Below are 20,755 nucleotides of genomic sequence, written 5' to 3'. Positions count from 1 at the left end.
GACAGGCGTGCCTGTCGATGCGTCAGGCGTGCTTGTCGAGGAACATGTCGTGGGAGCGCTCCCACTCGTAGTCGTCGTCCCAGTAGCGCTCGGCCAGCGGCTCCTCGGGCATCTCGCCGATCGCCTGCTTCTCGGCGCCGTACGAGGGACGGTCCTCGTCGACGTAGAAGCGGCCGGTGAGGACCTCGCCCTCGTAGAGCGACTCCTCGGTCTCGCGCATCATCTCCGCGGCCTCGACGCGGTCAGTCTTGTCGAAGTCGTAGTCGTCGGACTCGTTGACGTCGATGTACGGGACGTACTGGCGCGCGTCCTTGTTCCAGGTCGGACACTGGGTGAGGAAGTCGACGTGCGCGAAGCCGTCGTGTTCGATCGCCTCGATCAGGATCTCCTTGGCCTGGTTCGGGTTGACCGCGGCGGTCCGGGCGACGTAGGAGGCGCCGGCGTTCAGCGACATCGAGAGCGGCTTGATCGGCTCCTTGGCGCTGCCGGACGGCTGCGTCTTCGACTTGTGGCCCTTCGGGCTGGTCGGGGAGGTCTGCCCCTTCGTGAGCCCGAAGATCTCGTTGTTGAAGACGATGTACGTCATGTCGTGGTTCTCCCGGGCCGTGTGGATGAAGTGGTTCCCGCCGATCCCGTAGCCGTCGCCGTCGCCGCCGGCGGCGATCACTTCGAGGTCGGGGTTCGCGAGCTTCGCGGCGCGGGCCACGGGCAGCGAGCGCCCGTGAATCGTGTGGAACCCGTACGTGTCCAGGTAGCTGTTCAGCTTGCCGGAACAGCCGATCCCGGTACACAGCAGCGTCTCCTCGGGCGAGCGGCCGACCTCGGGGAGCGCCTGCTTGAGCGCCTTCAGGACGCTGAAGTCACCGCAGCCGGGACACCAGGTCGGCTGGGGCTCGACGCCGGGCGTGTACTCGTCGCGGTCGATCTCTCGTTCCTCTCCGATTGCTGAAAACGTGCTCATTGTTAGTCACCTGCGGCTGGGACGAAGGTGGTCTGATGGCCGGACGCGTCGCCGTCGCCCTCGATGATCGCGGCCTCGAACCCGTCGACGATCTCCGCCGGCTCGAACGGGTTCCCGTTGTACTTCAGCAGACTCGACAGCCTCTCGCCGTAGCGGCCGAGGTTCTTCTGAACGAGCCCGCGGAACTGTCCGGACGCCGTCATCTCGACGACGAGAACTTCGTCGACGCTCTCGACGAACGCCTCGACCTGCTCCGTCGGGAACGGGAGCATGTCGGAGACGCCGTACGACTTCACCGAGACGCCGGCGTCGTTGAGCCGACCGACCGCCTCCTCGACGGTGCCCTGCTGGCTCCCGAACGTGAGGATGCCGTACTGGGCGTCGTCGGGGCCGGCGTACGAGCCGGTGTCGACGGTGTCGAGGTCGGCGCGGATCGCCTCCAGCTTCTGGGTCCGCCGGTCGATCTGCGCGACGCGGTTGTCGGGCGACTCGGCGATGTGGCCGGTCGGGTCGTGCTCGTTGCCGGTCGCGAGGAAGCGACCGCCCTTCTGGCCGGGGATCGACCGCGGGGAGACGCCGTCCTCGACGTCGTGCTGGAACCGGTGGAACTTCCCGTCGGCCGAGTGCGGCTCGTCGGCGAGCGCGTCCTCAGAGAGCGTCTTCCCGAGCGTCGGGTTCGGCTCGCGGTCGAAGTGGCTCTTCGGGACGTTCGTCATCTCGCCGCCGAGCTTCTGATCGTACAGGAGGATCGACGGGATCTGGTACTCGTAGGCCAGTCGGAAGGCGATCCGCGACTGCTCGTACGCCTCCTCGACGGTCCCCGGAGCCAGAACGACGCGCTGGGAGTCGCCCTGCGAGGTGTACAGGACGTGTTCGAGGTCGGACTGCTCCGGCTTCGTCGGCATCCCGGTCGACGGACCGGCGCGCATGGCCTCGACGAGGACGACGGGCGTCTCCGTCATCTCGGCGAGCCCGAGCGGCTCCGACATCAGCGCGAAGCCGCCGCCGGAGGAGCCGGACATGGCCTTCACGCCGGCGTGTGAGGCCCCGACCGCGAGCGCGGCCGCGGCGATCTCGTCTTCGACCTGCTCGGAGATCCCGCCGAGCTTCGGCAGGTTCTTCGTCATGATGGTGAACACCTCGGTCCACGGCGTCATCGGGTAGCCGGCGATGAACCGGCAGCCCTCGTCGATGGCGCCGTAGGAGATGGCGTCCGAGCCGGACATGAGCAGCTGCGTCTCGTCGTGCTCGCCGGTCGGCACCGACACGTCCGGGGCGTCCACGTCGTGCTCCTCGCGCACCTGATCGTACGCGATCTGGAGGATCTCGAGGTTCGGTTCGAGGATCTTCTCCGGCATCGCGTCGCGCATCAGGTCCTGAACGTGGTCGAGGTCCATCCCGGTCAGCGCGCAGGTCGCGCCGACGCCGGCGGTGTTGCGCATGACCTCTCGGCCCTGGTCGCGGGCGAGCCCGCGGAGGTCGAGGGGGTATACGTGCCAGTCGTTCTCCTCGGCGCGCTCCTCGAAGTCCGGTATCTCGGAGGCGTCTAAGAGTCCCTCGTCGTACACGATGACCCCGCCCTCTCGGAGCTCGTCCAAGTTCTCCGAGAGCGGCTTGATCTCCTCGTTCCCGTAGACGGCCTCCTCCTGCGGGTTGCGGGCGAACGAGTCGCCGAGCGCGAGCAGGAAGTTGTACCCGTCTCCTCGGGAGTTCACCGGGTCCGAGGACGCGCGGACCTCGGTGTAGGTGTGACCCCCGCGGATCCGAGACGGGTAGTGGCGATGCGTGAAGACGTTGAGCCCCGATCGCATCAAGGCTTTCGCGAAGTTCTGGCTGGTCGAAGCGATCCCGTCACCGGATCCCCCCGATATCCGCCAGATGAGTTCGTCGTCAGTCATAGTGGTATGTGAGCCCGTGAGGGCCTCGTGCCCTGTGGTTATGTTGGTTACCTCTTAGGGCTTGCTATGGAATCACAAGAGACGATCATGTAGGACCTTTAGGATCGGTCACCCCCGACCGTTGGGATCGGCCACTCTTCGTCGCCGCCGCGGCGCCCTTCCGCACCCTTTTACTCGCCGCCAGCCCGACGAGACGTATGATCACGTTCATCGGTCTCGGCCTCTACGACGAGCGGTCGATCACCGTCGAGGGGCGCGAGGCGCTCCGGTCCGCCGACCGAGTCTTCGCGGAGTTCTACACCAGCAAGCTGGTCGGGGCCGACGTCGAGGACCTTGAGTCGTACCACGACGCCGAGATAGAGGTCCGGTCGCGCGAGGGCGTCGAGCGGGACCCGGAGGCCATTCTCGCGGCGGCGGAAGAGGGCCACGCCGCGTTCCTCACCGCCGGCGACACGATGATCTCGACGACCCACACCGACCTCCGGCTGCGCGCGGAGGAGCGTGGGATCGACACCCGCGTGGTCCACGGCGTGACCGCCCAGTCGGCCGCGTCGAGTCTCACCGGGCTCCAGAACTACCGGTTCGGCAAGGCGACGACGCTCCCCTTCCCGTACGCTCACGGCGGCGACGACGTACCGGGAAGCGTGATCGACACCATCGAGGCGAACCGCGAGCGCGGGCTCCACACCGTCGTCTACCTCGACATCAAGGTCGGCACCGGCCCGACCGGTCCCGACCCGGACCACGAGGAGTACATGACCGCCGACGTCGCCGCCGGCCTGCTCGCCGACGAGTGGGAAGACGCGCTCGCGGTCGTCGTCGCCCGCGCCGGCGCGCCGGACTCGGTCGTCGCCGCCGATCGGCTGAGCGCGCTCGCAGATCGGGAGTTCGGCGCTCCGCTCCACCTCCTCGTGATCCCCGGCGACCTCCACCACGTCGAGGCCGAGGCGCTCGCGGGGCTGGCGGGCGCGCCGGCGGACCTCGTCGAGGAGTGATACGCTCCGGGGGAGCCACCGCCGCGGTCGACCGTCCGACCCTACGTTTGATGACCCCCGCCCGCGTTATCACGCCACATGGCTGACCTCGCCGTCGAGCGGCTCATGTCGACCGATCTGCTCACCATCGAGTCGGGCGCCTCGGCCGCAACGGCCGCCCGACACATGCTCGAAACCGGGAAGAACTCGATTCTCGTCGTCGACGGGGATCACCGACTGAAGGGGTTGATCACCGCGACCGACTTCGTCTCGCTCGTCCGCGAGAACGACCCCGAAGACGAGACGCCGGTCGAGGCGTTCATGACGACCGACGTGGTGACGGTCGGCCCCGACGACACGGTCGAGGAGCTCGCCGAGCCGACCGCACACGGGTACACCCACCTTCCCGTCGTCGACAGGGACGGGGCGCTGATCGGGATGGTGTCGACGACGGACCTCACGGCGTACCTCTCTGGGAGGCGGTAGCCGACGCGCCCGGAGCGGTGACGGCGCCGTCGCCGCCTTGCGCCAGCCGGAAGAGTAATCTGGTGTGGTAACACACGACAGGTATGGATCTGAACGACCGGACCCGCGTCAGCGAGGTCATGTCGACGCCGCTGGAGACGATCGGGGCCGACGAGCCGCTCCGAGAGGCGGCGCGCCGGATGAGCGACGACGACATCAGCGCGCTCGTCGTGACGACCGGCGGCGGTTGTATCGTCACCCAGAGCGACATCGTCGGGGCCGTCGCGGCGGGCCGCGACCTCGACGAGGCGGTCGTCCGAGACGTGATGACCGAGAACGTCGAGACCGTGACACCGGACCTCCTGATGGAGGAGGTGGCGGCGATGATGACGATGTACGGCGTGAAACACCTCCCCGTCGTCGACGACGACTACGTGGGAATGGTGTCGTCGACCGACGTGGCCGAACACCTGTCGTAAGCGGGTCGACGGCTCTCGCGGCGGTTACAGGAGGAGCAACGGCGCACCGACCGCGATCCCCGCCGCGATCAACACGAGGTTCCAGAACAGCACCGGCCGGACCAAGTCCCGCGTGATGCTCGCGGCGAAGACCGTCTTGACGAGGACGCTCGCGGCCGTCCCCGCGACGACCCCCGCGACCGCGGTGTCGACCGTGATCTGTTCGGTCCCCAGAAGCGAGACCGCCGTGGCCGTCGCCGTCCCCGAGGAGACGAGTCCAGCGAGGAACGACGTGGCGACGAACCCGCCCGCCCCGAACGTCCGCTCGGCGCCCGCCGAGACGAGGAGCACGAGGACGAACAGCGCTCCGAAGCTCAGGGCGTTCCGGAGGCTGAACGGCGAGGTGAGCTCCGCCTCCATCGCGGTTCGCCAGTCGCTGCGCCACATCGCGACGAGAACGCCGGCGACCGTGATCGCGCCGAGCGGCGCGCCGACGGTGAGAGCGGCCTCGGGGACGAAGGCGGCGACGACCGCAGCGTTCCGGAGGGCCATCGCGGCGTTCGCCAGCAGGATCGAACCGACGGCGATGTTGCGCAGCTCCGCCCGTCCCTTGGCGCGCTTGGCCATCTCCGCGACGACCGCGGTGGAGTTCACGAGCCCGCCGAAGAAGCCGGTGACCGCGTAGCCGCGTCCCTGGTACCGCTTCACGAGCACGTAGTTGGCGAAGCCGATCGCGCTGACCGCGACGACCAGCGACCAGATGAGACGCGGCTGGACCGCGCCCCACGGGTCGATCGTCTCCGCCGGGAGCAGCGGGAAGACGACGAACGCGAGGATCGTGAACTCCACCGCGCTGCGGACCTCCTCCCGCGAGAGTCCCCACGCGAACTGGTGAAGCTCCCGCTTCAACACGAGCAGGAGCGAGGAGAGCACGGCCACCGTCACCGCCTCGATGAAGAAGTCCTCGGCGACGAGCGCGCCGACCCCGTACGTGACGAGCATCGACACCGACGTGGTCAGCGAGAGCCCGTCGACCGCCTCCTCGACGAAGCTCCGGACGGCGAGCAGCACCGCGATGGCGACGATCAACACGCCGCCGACGATCAAGAGCCCGTCGTTGTCGAGCAGCGAGAAGACGGCCGCCGCGAGACCGATCAGCGCGAACGTCCGGATCCCCGCGGACTTCTGGGACCACTCCCGCTCCAGTCCGAGAAACATCCCCAGCGCGGTCGCCAAGACCAGCTTCGAGACGTTCGTCTGGAGGTAGACGAGCGGGTCGACGGCGCTCAACACGGGGCGTCACCCCGGCGTCGCCTCCGCTCTCGCCGTCGAGTCCGCGGTCGCCGCGCCCACCGGTCTCGGGACTGCTCCTCCGACCGAGCCGTCGCGTCCATACGCCGACGCAGTCGGCAGCGACGCCTATAGCTTACTATATACCGGTATCTAGCCGTCGGCGCCTCGGCGCCGGGGCCGCGTCAGCGATTGGTCGGCTCCCGCGGGAGGTCGAGCGCCTCCGTCAGGTCGTGCTCGTCGCCGGTGAGCAGGTAGAGCACGTCTTCGAGGATGACCGCGAGCTCCGGCAGCTCCCGCACCACGAGGAAGGTGATCCCGATCAGCGCCACGACCGCGAGCAGTTGGCTCATGATCCGATCGGAGATCAGGAACGATACCCGATAGGGGTCGCTCGCGCCGAACATCGCCAACACGAGGTCCGGGTACCACTGCATGTACTGGTTGCCCGCGACGACCGAGATGAACGTCGTCCGGAGGATGTTGAGGACGTAGATGAGCGAGACCGACACCGCGAGCCCGCGGATCTTCCGCCGCAGGGGCGCCTCGACCGCGGCGACGAGTCCGCCGAAGATCGCCATGCTCCCGAGCCCCGTGCAGGCGAGCACGATGTCGATCCGGTAGGTGTGGCCGTCGTCGAGCGTCCACAGGTAGGCCGCGTTGTACCCCTCGCTGCTCGCCACCCGCTCGGGCGCGTAGCCGAGCAGGTCGATGAGCATCCCGGTCTGGGTCGCGACGATCTCGATGAGAATCCGGCGGGGCTCGGGGAAGGCGACACCGCCCAAGGTGAACGCCGGGATCGTCTCGAACGGGAGGTAGATGAACAGCATGATGGCGATCGCACGCGTGAGCGTGAACAGCGACGCCCGCCCGTTGTACAGGAGGTAGCCGGCGTACATGCAGGCCGGCACCCCGACCAAGGCGAGGATCGACTCGACGTAGCTCTGGTGTTCGAACGCGAAGTACGGCACCGTCGACAGCCAGAAGAGTCCGAACAGCGCCCACGTCCCGGCCGCGAGCGATCGGCCCGCCGCCAGCCCGCGGCTGTCGAGCAGCCACGCGACCGCGAAGAGGATCGCGACGAGCCAGGCGAACGTGAACGTGTCCGGCAGCAGACTCAGAACCGCCGGCACGCCGGAACCGAACATGTCCGAACGGTCGGTGGTCGTCGGATAAAGCCCTTGTCGTTGCCGACGACTCGTCGAGTAACCGGGCGCGAAAACGGAGACAGAGACGGAGACGGGGAGGGGGACGGAGAGGGGCTCGGACCGCTCAGCGCTCGTCCGAGTCGAGCACGCGGATCTGGTCGCCGCGGACCGTCACCGGGATCGGAACGGTCGCCTCGTACAGCTCGACGGTCACCTGGTCTTTCCCCTCGTCGATGCGCTGGACGCGAGCCTTCTCGCCCTTGAACGGCCCGGCGATCAGCTCGACGATGTCGCCCTCGGCGATCCCCTCCACGTCGGGGGTCGGCGAGAGGAAGTGCTCGACCTCGGAGAAGGGGCTTCTCGCCGGCCCTTCCGAGCCCTGTATCACGCCGCGGGCGTGGGGGATCTCGTCGAGGATCCGGGCGAACACGCTCCCGTCGGTGGCCTCGACCATCACGTAGCTCGTCAGCTGGTCGGGGGCGATGACGGCCTGGATCTCCGGCATCTCCTTCTCCGCGAGCATGTCGGCGACCGTCCGCTCCTGGCTCGCGGTGGTCTTGACCGAGAAGATCGGCATTACGCGCCGACCCCCGGCAGGAGGCTCATGACCGCGAACATCAGGAAGCCGATGAAGCCGATGAGTAAGATTCCGGCCCCGGCGATCTTCGACACCTGGAGGAACTCGTCGGTGCTCGGCGTGCTCGCCAGTTTCAGCACCCGAATGTAGCTGTTGAGGTCGTACGGAACGTCCATGTTACGAGAGAGTTCGGGTCGATCCGGTTTTTACCTTTTGATGCGAGACGGGCGGACCGGATCGGGTCGATCCGAACGAGAACGGCGAGAAACAGTCTGAGACGACCGATCACCGCCGACAGCGGCGTTACTCCACGTAGTCGATGTCTTCCATCTCGGGCGAGGCCTCTCCCTCGGACGCCTCGCCGTTGCGGCCGTAGATCTGCGGCGACTCGACGCCGGTCACCACGATCATGGTCCGCATCTCGCCCTCCAGCTCCTCGTCGACGGAGGTCCCCCAGATGATCCGGGCGTCGGGGTCGATCCGGTCGTATATCTCCTCGACGACGCCCTCGGCCTCCTCGATGGACATGTCGGTGCCGCCGGTGACGTTCACCAGCGCGGAGTTCGCGCCGGAGATGTCCACGTCGAGGAGCGGCGACCGGAGCGCGGACTTCACCGAGTCCTGCGCCTTCGAGTCGGAGTCGGACTCGCCGAGCCCGATCATCGCGACGCCGCCCTTCTCCATGACGGTGCGAACGTCGGCGAAGTCGAGGTTGACGAGCCCCGGCATCGTGATGAGCTCCGTGATCCCCTTCACCGAGCGCATCAGGACCTCGTCGGACACCTTGAACGCCTGCCGGACGGGGAGCTTTCCGACCGCGTCGAGCAGGCGGTCGTTGGGAACGACGATCACGGTGTCGCTCACGTCGCGGAGCCGCTCCAAGCCGGCCTCGGCGTTCGTTCGTCGGACCTCGCCCTCGGCCGTGAACGGGGTCGTGACGATGGCGATGGTGAGCGCGCCCGACTCCCGGGCGGCCTTCGCGACGACCGGCGCCGACCCGGTCCCCGTGCCGCCGCCGAGCCCGGCGGTGACGAACACCATGTCGGAGCCGTCGATGGCGTCCTGTATCTCCTCTTGGGACTCGATGGCGGCCTCCTCGCCGACCTGCGGGAGGGAGCCGGCGCCGCGGCCCTGCGTCTTCTGCTGGCCCATGAGGATCTTCGTGTCGGCCTCGATGTTGACGAGGTGCTGAACGTCGGTGTTGGCGGCGACGAGCTTCGCGCCGTGGATCCCCTCCTGGGTCATCCGGTTGACCGTGTTGCCGCCGGCGCCCCCGCAGCCGACGACGGTGATGTTCGTCTGGAGGTCCTGGAGGACGTCCTGCAGTTCATCGTCAGTCATCGTTCCGGTCTGTGGCGTGGCGCCGGCGGTTGCGTCGTTCCCGCCGGTGCCGCCCTCCCCGGCGTCGTCCGCCGGGGATTCCTCTGCTTCGTCGATGGCGTCCTCTACAATAGAGTCCATTATATGGTGTGGTTGCGACCCGGACGTATTTATTTTTGCCCGATCGTCTGACGCGAGTCAGACGGCCGAAGACGCTCTCCAGAGCCGGCGAACTCCGCGTATCATCGATCAAAAACGACAGGTCGCGCCCCGTCGGCGGTCGCCCCGCCGGCGACGGTCGCCCCGCCGGCGCGTAACCGTCGCACCGCCGGTGCGCCACCGCCGGAACGTCACTCGATCGGGAACCGCTCCGTCCGCGCCCGCGACACGTCTTCGGGCGCGACCGTCTCGCCGTCGACGTCGACCGACTCCCCGTCGGCGAGCCGCCCGAACGCCGGCCCCTCCGGGACCCCCCGCTCGGCGGCCAGCGCCGGATCGAACGCGGTCTCGCGAGCGATCACGGCGTCGTCGTCGACTTCGACCGCGTCGTACCCGCGCTCCAACACGGCCGCCAGATCCGCGACGAGGTCGCCGTATCCGGGCGCTCCCTCGTCAGCGGCGAAGGCGGCCCGTCCCGCCGCTCGCGTCCCGGCCTGCTCGGTGTCGAACGCGACCGCGTTCGCCTCGACCGCCGCGCGGGCCGCGTCCGCGTCCACGCCTTGCGCCCGCGAGAGCAGGCCTTCCGGGAGCGCCCGGACGCGTGTCTCGTCGCGTGACTCGGGGACGACCTCGCCGAACCGGAGCCCCTCCTCGACCGTCGCGACCTCGGACTCCAGTCGCTCGATGAGCGGCAGTGGTCGATCGCCGACCTCGCGCACCCACGTCTCGCTCACGACGCGGTAGCCGAGGTCCTCGACGGTCGCCGTCAGATCGGGCTTGTCGCCCTCGATCACGGCCAACTCCGCGCGGCTCCGCGCGAACGCCTGCTCGATCACGTCCCGGTTCGCGTCGGGCGCGCCCATGTCTCCGAGCGACCAGTCGGAGCCGACGTGCCCCACCGCCCACTCGGTCTCGCGGACGATCCGGGTGAACCGCGGGGCGTAGTGGCCGCCGCCGAAGCCGACGACGTGGCGGGGCCGGGGACCCGCGTCTCCCCCGTCGGTCGCCCCGCCTGCACCGCCGAGCAGATCCGCGCCGGTCCCCCGCAGGTCGAGCACCGCCCGCGCGACCGCTCGGGCCGCCTCCGAGTCGGTCCACTGCGGCTCGTCGGAGCCGAGTTCGATGAACAGCGACGGGACCGAGGTGGCGGTCGGGCCGTGGTGGGTGCACTCGATCCCCACGTCGTACCCCTCGGGAGCGTGTTCCGCCAGCGCCTCGACGACGCGCTTCTCGGCGCCCGGCGCGGCCCGCGCCAGCGTCCCAGGCTCGCCCCCGTACGGCGCGGGGCCGAAGTTCCCGGTGACGTGGGCGGTCAGTAGTTCCCCCGTCTCGCCGGAGTGCCGGGAGACGAACGCGAGGAACTCGGGGGATTCGTCGCCGTCTCCGTCCGCCGCGTGGTCTCCGCCGCCGAACGCGGCCGCGGGGTCCTCCAGGTCGATGTGGAGGTCGTCGAACTCCCGCAGTTCGAACCCGTCGGTCCGGTAGTACGTCCCGCCGCCGGCGGCGTCGGGGCGGCTCGGGTCGTCGCGGCGCTCCCAGTCGCCGAGGTCGAGCAGGTGCTCGCCGATGCGTTCCGAGACGCTGTCGGCCCGGCTGACGACGATCGCTATCACGGATGCCGGTGGGGGTCGGGCGACCGAATAGCCGTCGATACGATGTCGATAGCGCGGTGACGAGTTCGTCTGGCTGCCCCGTCGATCGCGTATGACTGAGCGACGGGAATTCGGTTGAAACCACCACCCCCTTGTTCACGGCAGCAGGAGGTAGATGAACACGAGGTAGCCGACGACGAGGACGCCGCCGTCGATCCGCGAGATACGGTCACCGTGGTACATCAGCCCGATCAGCAGGGCGGTGAACGCGAGCAGCGCGGGGAACTCGAAGCCGCGCACGCCGGGGCTCACGCTGATCGGCGTGATGACCGCGACGATGCCGATGACCGCGAGGATGTTGTAGATGTTCGATCCGACCACGTTGCCCACGCTGAACTCGGCCTCGCCGCGGATCGCTGCGACGACGCTGGCGGCGAGCTCCGGCAGCGAGGTCCCCAGCGCCAACACCGTGAGCCCGATGAAGATGTCGGAGAAGCCGGCCGCCGAGAGCAGCGACTGCCCGCCCTCGACCAGCCAGCGGGAGCCGAGTATGAGCGCGACGATACCCCCGACAACGGAGGCAACATCGCGGAGCCGGGCATCCGGCATCTCCGCGCGCTCGGCGGCCGAGATCCCGGACTGAGTCTGCTGGACCCGCCGCATGACGACGACGGTGAACGCGATGAGTACGGCGAGCAGGAGGACGCCGTCGACGGCGCCGATCCGTCCGTCCCACCCGAGGCCGACGAGCAGCAGCGCGGCGACCACCATGAACGGGACGTGGCGCTCGAAGACGGTCCGGGAGGTGTCGAGCGGGCGGATCAGCGCGGAGACGCCGAGCACGAGCCCGATGTTGGCGATGTTCGAACCGACGATCGCGCCCAGCCCGGTGTCGGTCGACACCGTGATCGCGCCGAGGAGGGAGACGAACAGTTCGGGGGCCGTGGTCGCGAACGCGACGACCGTGACCCCGACCGTCGACGCCTTCAGGCCGACCGCGAGCGCGAGGTCGCTGGCGCCCTTGACGAGCAGTTCGGCGCCGGCGTACAGGAGGGCGGCGCCGCCGGCGAGCAGCAGGAGTTCCGTGAGCGGCGACCCGAGTAGCACGGCTCCGGGTTGTCGTCGATATTTAAAAAGCGTCGTGATTCGGGACCGTTGCAGGTACGCGCGGCGTCGCAGTTGGAGGAGCGTCTCAGGCGCGCGTCGCTCGGAACTCGCCGTGTTTCATCCCGAGGACGAACGCGATGGCGCCGAAAACGGCCATCGAGGGGAGCACCATCATCAGCGTCGTCCGGAGCGCCATCGGCGTCCCGAAAGCGACCCCGACGGTCCCGAGGACGACGATGAGCGCGACGATGCCGGCCGCACGCGGGAGGTCGAACTCCATGCCCGTGATACGGCTCGCGGGCCCCTAAGGGTTCGGCCCGCGGAAGCGCCGTCTCCGGGAGGTGAGCCGCGTCGGCCCCGTCCCGCCGAGGCGCTACGCCTCGATGATCTCGTCGTCGTCCTCCGCCGGCGCACGCAGCTCGCCCTCCATCGAGACGACCGCCCGCCCGCCGACGCGCACCGCATCGCCGTCGACGCGGACCCGAACGCGCCCGGGCCGGTCGAGGAAGTGCCCCTGCTCGAAGCGCAGTTCGTCGGGGAAGTCGCCGTCGAACGCGCCGACCTCGCGGAGGTAGGCCCCGACCGCGCCGCTCGCCATCCCGGTGACGGGGTCCTCGGGCACGCCGATCGCGGGCGCGAACGCTCTGCCGTGAAGCGTCGAGTCGGCGTCGATCGCGTCGAACGTGAACGCGTACACGCCGGCGGCGTCGTGCGCCTCCGAGAGGGCCTCGATCGCCGCCATGTCGGGCTCGGCCTCGCCGAGTCGTTCGAGAAAGTTCACCGGGACGACGAGCCACGGGAGCCCCGTGGAGGCGACCGCGACCGGGAGGTCGGCGCCCACGTCGCGCAGGGCGGCCGGGTCGATCCCGAGCGCGTCGCCGAGGCGGTCGGCGTCGAGGTCGGACCCCTCGCTGTCGGGGTCAATCACGTCGACGGTAGGCGGGTTCTGCCGCATCCAGACGGTCCCGTCGTCGTCGACCGCGATCTCGAGGTCGCCGACGTTCGTCCGGAGCGTCCGGTCGCCGGCGTCGATCGCCCCCTCGGCGAACAGGGCGCCGTAGGTCGCGATCGTGGCGTGGCCGCACAGGTCGACCTCGGTCGAGGGAGTGAAGTACCGGAGCCGTTCGTCGGCGCCGCCATCGGGGGCGTTCGCGCCGTTCCCGTCGTCCGGGCCGTCGCCCTCGCCGGGGCCGAACAGGAACGCGGTCTCGGAGGCGCCGATCTCCGCGGCGATCCGTCCCATCTGGTCGTCGCTCAGCCCCGCGGCGTCCGGCACGACGCCGGCGACGTTCCCGGCCAGCGGCTCGTCCGCGAACGCGTCGACGAGAAGCGTGCGTCGCGTCTCCATGCGCCACCGTGACGGCCAGCCCTCAAAAGGCTCCCGAGAGCGCCGAGCAGTCGACGGCCGGAGGGGAAACGACCGGGAAGCGATGTGAACCCTTTTGCCCTCCACGGCGGATGTACCCCTATGGGCCTCTTCGACCGGCTGCGAGGGAACGACACGCCCCGCGTGGCGTTCATCGGGATCGACGGGCTCCCTCACCGCCTCGTCGCCGACAACCCGGATACGTTTCCGACGCTGTCGGCGATCGCCGACGAGGGCGACGGGGGACCGATCGACAGCGCCGTGCCGCCGGAATCGAGCGCGTGCTGGCCGGTGCTCACGAGCGGCGTGAACCCCGGAGAGACCGGAGTGTACGGCTTCCAAGACCGCGAGGTCGGATCGTACGACACCTACGTCCCGATGGGGCGCGACGTGCAGGCGACGCGGGTGTGGGACCGGGCGACCGACGCCGGTCTCGACGCGACCGTGATGAACGTTCCCGTCACGTTCCCGCCCCAACGGACGGTCCAGCGCATGGTCTCCGGCTATCTCTCGCCCGACGTCGACAAGGCGTCGCACCCGGACGAGCTCCGGGAGTACCTCACCGAGAGCGACTACAGGCTGTCTGTCAACGCGAAGCTCGGTCACCGAGAGGACAAGACGGCGTTCATCGAACAGGCCCGCGAGACGCTCGACGCTCGCGCGGAGGCGTTCACCCGCTACGTCGAGATGGACGACTGGGACCTGTTCGTCGGGGTGTTCTCCACCCCGGACCGTATCAACCACTTCCTGTGGGGCGACTACGAGAACGGCGGCCCGTACCGCGAGGACGTACTGGAGTTCTACGCGGCGCTCGACGACCACATCGGGGCAATCCGGACGGCGCTTCCGAACGACGTGCGGCTCGTCGTCGGCTCCACACACGGGTTCACCCGGCTCCGGTACGACGTGTACTGCAACGAGTGGCTCGAGCGCGAGGGATGGCTCTCGTACGACCGCGACGACCACGGCTCACTGTCCGATATCGCCGGCGACGCCCGCGCGTACTCGCTGGTTCCCGGTCGCTTCTACCTCAACGTCGAGGGCCGCGAGCCCGACGGGGCCGTCCCCGAGTCGGAGTACGAGGCGGCCCGCGAGGAGCTCCGAGCCGAGCTCGAAGCGTGGGAGGGACCGAACGGGAACCCGGTCGCGAAGCGGGTCGTCGAGCGCGAGACGGTGTTCCGCGGCGATCACGACGCCATCGCTCCCGACCTCGTGGTGATCCCCCACGAGGGGTTCGACCTCAAGTCCGGGTTCCGGTCCCACGACGCGGTGTTCGACCCGGACGGCCCTCGGACCGGGATGCACACCTTCGAGGACGCCGCCCTGTTCGTCGATCACCCGGACGCGAAGGTCGAGGACGCGGACCTACTCGACGTCGCCCCGACCCTCTTGCGCCTGCTCGACGTCGACCACGGCCGCACCGACCTCGACGGCGCGAGCCTCATCTGAGGTGGCGTCGACGTGGAACGCACGCCGGACGGGACCCCGGTCGGCGTCGACGACCCGTACGCGGTCGCCGGCGTCTGCGACCACCTCACCGACGACGGTCGGTGCCGGTTCGCGCTGACGCGGGCGAGCGACGACTCCGCGTTCGCCGCCGAGCGACGCCGGGACGGGTACGCCTGTCACGTCGGCGCAGACGACGCGTGGCGCGCCTGTCCGCACTACCGGTCGACGACGGACGGGAGGGAGTGCCGTCGGTGCGGGCTCGCGGAGGTTCGTCTGGCCCACGACGACTCCCGACCGCTGGTGGAGAAACACCACCTGTCGTACGGGGAGGCCGCTTCTTCCGCATCCGATTCCCCCGGTTCCGACGATGCCGGCCCCCACGAGATCACCGTCGCGCTGTGTCGGTGGTGTCACACGAAGGTCCACAAGTCGTTCGCCCGGATCGACGACGACGCCAGCCCCGATCCCGAGGCGATCGCGGCGCGGGAGAGTCGACGCAGCAAGGAGCGGTCGGAATCCGCGTTCGAGACCGCGAGCGAGCGGTTCGACCGGGAGGAGTAGCAGACCGGACGCGGGCAGGGAAACGCCAGTCGGCGCCTCGACTCAGTTGTCCGGCTTCGGCCGGATCAGGTTCGCCAGCGCGACGAGCAGCCCGAGGAACCAGCCGAGGGGGACGGAGATACCGACCCACATCAGCACGTATCCGAGGCCGGTGACGCCCCACTGTTGGCCGAACGTCTCCAGATCGAAGGCCCCACGGAGCATCTCGTTGATCCCGCCGACAGCGAGGAACGTGTCGAGGATCCACCGCGCGAGCTCGTAGCTCGGGTCGAGGACCACGCTCGAGATCGAAGGGGTGAGCAGCGCGGCGACGACCGGCGGCAGGAAGATCGCCGTCATCGCGAACGGGTACGCGAGGGCGACGCTGACGAACCGGCCGCCGACCTTCGAGAACCCGGCCGCGAGTCCGGCTGCGACGACGGCGACGACGCTTGCGCCGCCGATACCGAGCATTACCTCGGTCGGTAGCTGGAAGTGTGCGAGGAGGGTCAACGAGCCCCAGACGACCGTGGCGACGATCACCGCGCCGAGAACGCCGAATCGCGTAACCGCGGAGTCGAGCTTCGCCGCGTAATACCGGGTGGCGAATCCGACCAGCAGGAGGGGGTACGCCACTGCAACGAGCGGTGCTCCGAGAATCGCCCAGAGGTAGTACCCGACCGTCTGAACGGTGGTCTCCGGTTGCCACTTGCCCAGCACCGCGCTCGGATCGAGCTGTCTGGGGAAGACGACCTCCATCCACGTCTCGTGGAGGCGGACGACGTCAAGGAGGAGCGCTTCCACCAGTCCGGTTTGTCCTCGGCGTTCCATTTGGCTCACCTCGCGCGCGACACACCGTGAACTTTGTGCCTTCGACTCCGCCGGGACCACCCCGCCGACGCCCTCGCGATCGAGCGGGTTCCAGAACCGCTTCAGACCGGGAGAACGACTCCGAAGGCGCGAAATTATCAGAGCGATCTATCCGCGGCGATACGCTTAACCGTCACAGCGGGCGTACTGCCCAGTATGCACAGACGCGGACTGCTTGCGGCGATTGCCGCATCGTCATCCGTCGCGATCGCCGGGTGTACCGGCGCCGGCGGAGAGAACGGCAGCTACGAATTCGACGCGGAACCGGCCAGCGTCCCGTCCTCGGCCGCGTCAGAAGCGGGCTACGAGGGCGAGGAGCCGGAGTCGTTCGTCCTCAAGCAGAAGTTCGACGTGGCCGGCGTGAACGCGCAGGTGTCCGCGACGACGTGGGCCACCGGGTACGAGAACCCCGACAACAGATCGGCGCTGTTCGTGGCGAGCACGCCGAACGCGTCGGTGGGCGGACAGTCGGTCAATCCCCTTGTCCGTGCGAACGACGCGGAGTTGATCCAACGGCTGCTAGAGCAGGTCGATCAGCGCGGTATCGGCGGCGACGGAACCAGCATCGAGACGAGCGACATCGAGGAGCGAGGAACGGAGACTCGTACCATCCTCGGCAAAGAGGTGGAGATTTCGAAGCTCGAAACGACTGTCGACGCGGAGGTCAGCGCTGGCAACGGACAGAGCGGACAAGTCGAAGAAGTTCCGGTGTTCCTGTACGTCGGGACGGTGCAACACGAAGAGGACGTGATCGCGCTCGTCGGCGTCCATCCCACCGCCGTCGACGCCTCCGACTCGCTGCTCTCCCTGATGGAGCAGGTCGAACACTAGCCTCCCGTTCGCGCCCAGTTTCGAACCAAGTTGTTGCCACGAGCAGTCCGTGCTCCAGCCTGAGAGCGCCGATCGAAATCCCGTGACTGCGCCGCCTTCGACGGGGACGTTTCCGCGGACAGAAGCTTTGCACTCCGTAATTCATTTATAAGTGATCGAACCGAATGCGATCACCTCGCGTTGCGAGACCGCGGTGTGGGCTCGTGCCGTTGCGATCTGCAGTCTCAGAGCCCGATAGCCGCTGCTCTAGCAGGCGGGAACACAACAATGGCCCGGAGAATAACGATTCAGTGTGCGGTGATCTGTGCCCTTGCTCTCTCGTTCGGTGTTTTCTCCGTTGTTGGAGTTGGAGTTGGTGTTGCAGAATCAAATACAAACGAAACAGAAATTCCAACAATAACCACATCGGGAGAAGGAGAGGACATATTTTCTAATAAAAATAAAACAACATTAAAGAATGTTTCAATCAAGCATCCAAAGAAGTACAATAATAGATCAAATATAAATGTATTTATTAGTATGAGTGAATTAGAAGAAGAAAATATAAAAACAAACTCTAGCAAGATTGGTATTCATAATATCTCTGGTGCCAGTGTGTCGAATATAGGTAAGCTAAATCACCAAGGCCATACTATATTCAAAGTGCAAGTTAAATTGAATAATAAGACAGAATATGTACATCTTAATGAGATCGATTTTACAGGTATAGGTACATCTGATATCAGTTCAACAACTAATGTGCAATATAAATTGGGAGCCTCTGTCAATAAATCTGGGAGAGATTATCCAGATCTGAAGAAAGATGATCAAATAAAAAAGTCTGAGCCATTTAATATTGTGACTAATTCAGTTAGAGCGCCAGACCAAGCTACTATTTCAAGCAAGATATTAGATGATTCGCCAACATCAGCCGGAATTACTATAAGAAACTTTGTCTCAGATGTTGACTCTGCCATCCTCATCACTCAAGGGTACAATGGGACTAGACTTGCTGGGTTCGGGACGCAATCGGCTACATCTGTATATGGTAGACAAAATATATCTGTTAGACTAGACCTGATCGGTGGAAAAAAGAGAATCCACGTCATACCTAAAAGCGATATAAACATATCTGAGTACAAATCTGGAGATTATATTTCAGAATCAACACTTGAGTCTGCAATTGCAACAGATAGGGTACACATATACTCAGGTATTATTGAATTCTCCGATCAGAAATATAATAATTCAGTAGAATCAAATTTAACTATTAAGAAGTCAGAATTACTGGATTTGAATGGAGATAATACACCGTATCTCGTGTCAATACACCCTATGACTTCTGATGGACGTATTGTTTCTAATTCTACATATGGACATTCTGAGAAATTAACAGGGACGAATGAGAATATAAGTATAGATCTTAGAAGCCCAAATAGTACGAATACTGGATTATTCACTAGTAATCAGCTAGCAGCAACCCTACAAATATACGAGCGTTATACCGCAGAAAGTGCGAATGGTTCAGATTCGACATATATTCTTCCAAATTCAGACGTAAATGACCAGTTTGTGAATGGTGGGATCTCAGATACAGCTCGGATCAAAATTGAAGTTGATGCAAAAAGCAGAGATGAGATAGTTCATGTTGATCACCAATATATTCGTAACAATACTTCGGCCAATATCTATTCAGGTCATACGATAATTGTCAATAATACATTATTAGAAAATAATAGTAAAAAGTTGTTTCGTATCGACGGGAACCAGAATATCATATCTGCAGTTGGTGATTCAATAACAAACACTAGCTATACAGAATTTAGCACAAGAGGACTACAGACTGGGTGGTATACATTTAACCGAAGTGGGTCTGTATCTGAGGACTCTTTTAGAATAATTGGTAGCAAAGATCAGTATACAAACATCCACAATATAAGCGAACAACTAACAAATATTGGAATTATACCGCTCAATATACAGCATAATTCGCCAAAAACAAAGATAGTAATTACAAGAAAAGATACAAACACCACAGCCGCAACTATCAGGCTCGCAACGCCGGAGAAAGGTCAGACGACGGTCGAGCTCAACACGTACGCGGCGGCGAATGGGTCCCTGAACGAGAGTGTCACTGTCGCGGGGCCAGGATCGTCGATCGAGTCAGTCACTACGCCGGGAGGGACCGGAACGCTCTCACCGGGCGCCTACGAGATCGCGGTCCGTTCGGAACAGGGTATCGCCACGACGAGCGACAACGCGACGATGACGCTCACGCGACGCTCGACGAACGAGCTCACTACCTACGCGGGAACGGAGACGAAACGGTCCGATCTCGGGAGTGCCGCGGCGGTGCGGGACACCATCGAGAGCGGGACGCTCTCGCGGTCGGACGGAGTCGACGGGAACGACACGGTGGTCTACGCGGTGAACGCGTCCGGGTTGACCGGGCTACCAGCAGCGCGGAACGCTACGCCCGAGACGGGTGACGGCCTCGATAGCTTCGACGGGCTCGAATTCGGCGTCCGATCGACCGGGGGCGAGGACGGACTGACAGGGGACGATGCGCTCGGCGAGACGCCGCGCGACTCGACCGTCCACGTCGACGGAACCGGACTCTACGTGGTCGCCGACGGGGCCGACGCGTTCCCGATCGACGGAGAGCCGGAGCCCGGCGAGGAGTTCACGGCCGAGTTCCGCGTCACCGACGACCGCCTCCGCGAGGTCGCGTCGGACCCGCCGGACGGCCACCGCGTTACCTCGACGGTGACGTTCGCCGGCGCAGATCGAGACGGGTCGACGGAAGACGCCCGGGAGCGGAGCGCCTCCGGAGGTCCCGTTGCCGGGAGCGGGGGCGGGACCGAAAACGACGGCGGCGTCAGCGGTGGCGGCAGCGGTGGCGGCGGCGGCGGCGGCGGAGCGGACGGCACCACTCCGGGCGATCCCAGCGGCGGCGATCGCCCGGAGGAGACGAACGGGGGGAGCGCGCCGGGAGGCGGCGGGAACGGTGATCGGATCGGCCCCGCCCGCGGGGCCGGGTTCGGGACTCCCCCGAACGCCGAGCGGCGGACTCCGCATTTGAACAGGCCGATCGCCGTGTCGGTTCCGGCAGCGGTCGGAGGGATCGAGCCGTCTGAATCCTCCGAAACGCCCGGGGGCGGCACCGGGTCGGACGACAGTGGGGAGGTCGACACCGGGACGGCTGACACCGGGACGGCTGACACCGAGAACAGCGGGGGCGGTCCGGAGGGGGCGAGCGGCGAGACCGGCAGCTCCGAACTTGGCGCCGCGGGCTCGGAGCGGGCGACGCCGACCTACGAGAACGCGCCAATCCGGACGACCGCCGAAGATATCCCCGGATTCGGGCCGCTGCAGTCGCTAGCGGCGCTCACGGTGACGCTTCTGGCCGCGACCCGGGGGCGCTGGGTCCGCTGAGCTGCGTTCGATCGCGGGATCGCGACACTACGGCGGTATCCTTTTGCTGGACCGCGCCTTTCGTGAGCGTATGAGTGTCACCATCACCCCGCCACGGGAGCGCGAGTGCGAGCTGTGCGGCCGCGAGGAGCGGTGGGACGACGACGCCGACGGGTGGCAGATCGACGGAGAGCCCGGCGACGTCTACTGTATCCACGAGTGGGACATCAACGGGACGTTCACCCCGCTGAGTAAGTGACAGCGGCTTCGATGAGCGGGAGCGCGCTCTGCTATCCTCGCCTATCGCTCCCGCCGCTTCGGAAACTCCTCTTACCCACGGGTGACCCCACCTCGCAT

Annotated in this window: 20 protein-coding genes; 8 read left to right on the top strand and 12 right to left on the bottom strand. The window is 66.1% G+C overall.

Annotation, left to right across the window (positions count from 1 at the left end):
* Nucleotides 1-22 precede the first annotated feature (22 nt).
* Together C471_RS13655 and C471_RS13650 are read right to left on the bottom strand one after the other, a co-directional pair.
* Complete coding sequence (locus C471_RS13655) at nt 23-961, bottom strand: thiamine pyrophosphate-dependent enzyme (RefSeq protein ID WP_004050012.1); 939 nt, start codon at nt 959-961, stop codon at nt 23-25.
* 2 nt (nt 962-963) lie between these two features.
* Nucleotides 964-2,859: a 2-oxoacid:acceptor oxidoreductase subunit alpha gene (locus C471_RS13650; RefSeq protein WP_004050010.1), complete on the bottom strand. Its 1,896-nt coding sequence runs from the start codon at nt 2,857-2,859 to the stop codon at nt 964-966.
* A 197-nt stretch (nt 2,860-3,056) separates the two neighbouring features.
* Here C471_RS13650 and dph5 point away from each other — a divergent pair, with 197 nt between their 5' ends.
* From dph5 to C471_RS13635, 3 genes are all read left to right on the top strand, one after another.
* Nucleotides 3,057-3,854, top strand: coding sequence for a diphthine synthase (gene dph5, locus C471_RS13645; RefSeq protein ID WP_004050007.1), 798 nt, complete (start codon nt 3,057-3,059; stop codon nt 3,852-3,854).
* A 78-nt stretch (nt 3,855-3,932) separates the two neighbouring features.
* Nucleotides 3,933-4,319 (top strand): CBS domain-containing protein, encoded by a 387-nt coding sequence (locus C471_RS13640; protein ID WP_004050006.1) that lies wholly within the window; start codon nt 3,933-3,935, stop codon nt 4,317-4,319.
* An 83-nt stretch (nt 4,320-4,402) separates the two neighbouring features.
* Nucleotides 4,403-4,777, top strand: coding sequence for a CBS domain-containing protein (locus C471_RS13635; protein ID WP_004050004.1), 375 nt, complete (start codon nt 4,403-4,405; stop codon nt 4,775-4,777).
* Between the two features lie 24 nt (nt 4,778-4,801).
* Here C471_RS13635 and C471_RS13630 read toward each other — a convergent pair whose 3' ends face one another.
* From C471_RS13630 to C471_RS13590, 9 genes are all read right to left on the bottom strand, one after another.
* The gene (locus tag C471_RS13630; RefSeq protein ID WP_004050003.1) at nt 4,802-6,049 is read right to left on the bottom strand and encodes an MgtC/SapB family protein; all 1,248 of its coding nucleotides are present in this window, start codon (nt 6,047-6,049) and stop codon (nt 4,802-4,804) included.
* Between the two features lie 182 nt (nt 6,050-6,231).
* Entirely contained in the window at nt 6,232-7,194 is a 963-nt protein-coding gene (gene artA / locus C471_RS13625) for an archaeosortase A (RefSeq protein ID WP_004050002.1), read from the bottom strand.
* 124 nt (nt 7,195-7,318) lie between these two features.
* Nucleotides 7,319-7,771: a transcription elongation factor Spt5 gene (locus C471_RS13620; RefSeq protein ID WP_004050001.1), complete on the bottom strand. Its 453-nt coding sequence runs from the start codon at nt 7,769-7,771 to the stop codon at nt 7,319-7,321.
* Nucleotides 7,771-7,947 carry a protein translocase SEC61 complex subunit gamma gene (locus tag C471_RS13615; protein ID WP_004050000.1) on the bottom strand — a complete coding sequence of 59 codons (177 nt, stop codon included), beginning with the start codon at nt 7,945-7,947 and terminating at the stop codon, nt 7,771-7,773. Before C471_RS13615 ends, C471_RS13620 begins: the two co-directional genes overlap by 1 nt.
* Nucleotides 7,948-8,074: 127 nt before the next feature.
* Complete coding sequence (gene ftsZ, locus C471_RS13610; RefSeq protein ID WP_004049999.1) at nt 8,075-9,232, bottom strand: cell division protein FtsZ; 1,158 nt, start codon at nt 9,230-9,232, stop codon at nt 8,075-8,077.
* Between the two features lie 209 nt (nt 9,233-9,441).
* Nucleotides 9,442-10,863 (bottom strand): D-aminoacyl-tRNA deacylase, encoded by a 1,422-nt coding sequence (locus tag C471_RS13605; protein WP_004049998.1) that lies wholly within the window; start codon nt 10,861-10,863, stop codon nt 9,442-9,444.
* Nucleotides 10,864-10,998: 135 nt separating this feature from the next.
* The gene (locus tag C471_RS13600; RefSeq protein WP_004049997.1) at nt 10,999-11,949 is read right to left on the bottom strand and encodes a calcium/sodium antiporter; all 951 of its coding nucleotides are present in this window, start codon (nt 11,947-11,949) and stop codon (nt 10,999-11,001) included.
* An 85-nt stretch (nt 11,950-12,034) separates the two neighbouring features.
* Nucleotides 12,035-12,229, bottom strand: a complete 195-nt coding sequence (locus C471_RS13595; protein WP_004049995.1) for a DUF7333 family protein — start codon at nt 12,227-12,229, stop codon at nt 12,035-12,037.
* A 93-nt stretch (nt 12,230-12,322) separates the two neighbouring features.
* A complete protein-coding gene (locus tag C471_RS13590) occupies nt 12,323-13,297 on the bottom strand; it encodes a PhzF family phenazine biosynthesis protein (protein ID WP_004049993.1) in 975 nt (324 codons plus the stop codon).
* A 120-nt stretch (nt 13,298-13,417) separates the two neighbouring features.
* Between C471_RS13590 and C471_RS13585 the strand changes: the two genes are divergently transcribed.
* A complete protein-coding gene (locus tag C471_RS13585; RefSeq protein ID WP_004049991.1) occupies nt 13,418-14,764 on the top strand; it encodes an alkaline phosphatase family protein in 1,347 nt (448 codons plus the stop codon).
* Between the two features lie 12 nt (nt 14,765-14,776).
* On the top strand, nt 14,777-15,325 hold the full coding sequence (locus tag C471_RS13580) for a DUF7097 family protein (protein WP_004049989.1): 549 nt from the start codon (nt 14,777-14,779) through the stop codon (nt 15,323-15,325).
* Nucleotides 15,326-15,367: 42 nt separating this feature from the next.
* On the opposite strand, the gene C471_RS13575 is transcribed toward C471_RS13580, so the two are convergent.
* Nucleotides 15,368-16,108, bottom strand: coding sequence for a hypothetical protein (locus C471_RS13575; protein ID WP_004049987.1), 741 nt, complete (start codon nt 16,106-16,108; stop codon nt 15,368-15,370).
* 222 nt (nt 16,109-16,330) lie between these two features.
* Here C471_RS13575 and C471_RS13570 point away from each other — a divergent pair, with 222 nt between their 5' ends.
* The 3 genes from C471_RS13570 (at nt 16,331) to C471_RS17760 (ending at nt 20,657) form a co-directional block, all read left to right on the top strand.
* Nucleotides 16,331-17,005: a DUF6517 family protein gene (locus C471_RS13570; RefSeq protein WP_004049985.1), complete on the top strand. Its 675-nt coding sequence runs from the start codon at nt 16,331-16,333 to the stop codon at nt 17,003-17,005.
* A gap of 267 nt (nt 17,006-17,272) precedes the next feature.
* Complete coding sequence (locus C471_RS18130) at nt 17,273-20,419, top strand: hypothetical protein (protein ID WP_239638664.1); 3,147 nt, start codon at nt 17,273-17,275, stop codon at nt 20,417-20,419.
* 70 nt (nt 20,420-20,489) lie between these two features.
* Nucleotides 20,490-20,657, top strand: a complete 168-nt coding sequence (locus C471_RS17760; protein WP_004049981.1) for an HEWD family protein — start codon at nt 20,490-20,492, stop codon at nt 20,655-20,657.
* Nucleotides 20,658-20,755 lie beyond the last annotated feature (98 nt).

The organism is Halorubrum saccharovorum DSM 1137, assembly GCF_000337915.1.
Lineage (GTDB): Archaea > Halobacteriota > Halobacteria > Halobacteriales > Haloferacaceae > Halorubrum > Halorubrum saccharovorum.
Note: the sequence above shows the minus strand (reverse complement) of the source record. Positions and strands in the feature narration are given on the sequence as shown.

Bases quoted from the DNA above. Each gene is read 5' to 3' on its own strand.
- C471_RS13570 (WP_004049985.1), top strand. From the start codon at position 16,331: ATGCACAGACGCGGACTGCTTGCGGCGATTGCCGCATCGTCATCCGTC.
- C471_RS18130 (WP_239638664.1), top strand. From the start codon at position 17,273: ATGGCCCGGAGAATAACGATTCAGTGTGCGGTGATCTGTGCCCTTGCT.
- C471_RS13650 (WP_004050010.1), bottom strand. From the start codon at position 2,859: ATGACTGACGACGAACTCATCTGGCGGATATCGGGGGGATCCGGTGAC.
- C471_RS13620 (WP_004050001.1), bottom strand. From the start codon at position 7,771: ATGCCGATCTTCTCGGTCAAGACCACCGCGAGCCAGGAGCGGACGGTC.
- C471_RS17760 (WP_004049981.1), top strand. From the start codon at position 20,490: ATGAGTGTCACCATCACCCCGCCACGGGAGCGCGAGTGCGAGCTGTGC.
- C471_RS13590 (WP_004049993.1), bottom strand. From the start codon at position 13,297: ATGGAGACGCGACGCACGCTTCTCGTCGACGCGTTCGCGGACGAGCCG.
- dph5 (WP_004050007.1), top strand. From the start codon at position 3,057: ATGATCACGTTCATCGGTCTCGGCCTCTACGACGAGCGGTCGATCACC.
- C471_RS13595 (WP_004049995.1), bottom strand. From the start codon at position 12,229: ATGGAGTTCGACCTCCCGCGTGCGGCCGGCATCGTCGCGCTCATCGTC.
- ftsZ (WP_004049999.1), bottom strand. From the start codon at position 9,232: ATGGACTCTATTGTAGAGGACGCCATCGACGAAGCAGAGGAATCCCCG.
- C471_RS13615 (WP_004050000.1), bottom strand. From the start codon at position 7,947: ATGGACGTTCCGTACGACCTCAACAGCTACATTCGGGTGCTGAAACTG.
- artA (WP_004050002.1), bottom strand. From the start codon at position 7,194: ATGTTCGGTTCCGGCGTGCCGGCGGTTCTGAGTCTGCTGCCGGACACG.
- C471_RS13585 (WP_004049991.1), top strand. From the start codon at position 13,418: ATGGGCCTCTTCGACCGGCTGCGAGGGAACGACACGCCCCGCGTGGCG.
- C471_RS13635 (WP_004050004.1), top strand. From the start codon at position 4,403: ATGGATCTGAACGACCGGACCCGCGTCAGCGAGGTCATGTCGACGCCG.
- C471_RS13640 (WP_004050006.1), top strand. From the start codon at position 3,933: ATGGCTGACCTCGCCGTCGAGCGGCTCATGTCGACCGATCTGCTCACC.
- C471_RS13655 (WP_004050012.1), bottom strand. From the start codon at position 961: ATGAGCACGTTTTCAGCAATCGGAGAGGAACGAGAGATCGACCGCGAC.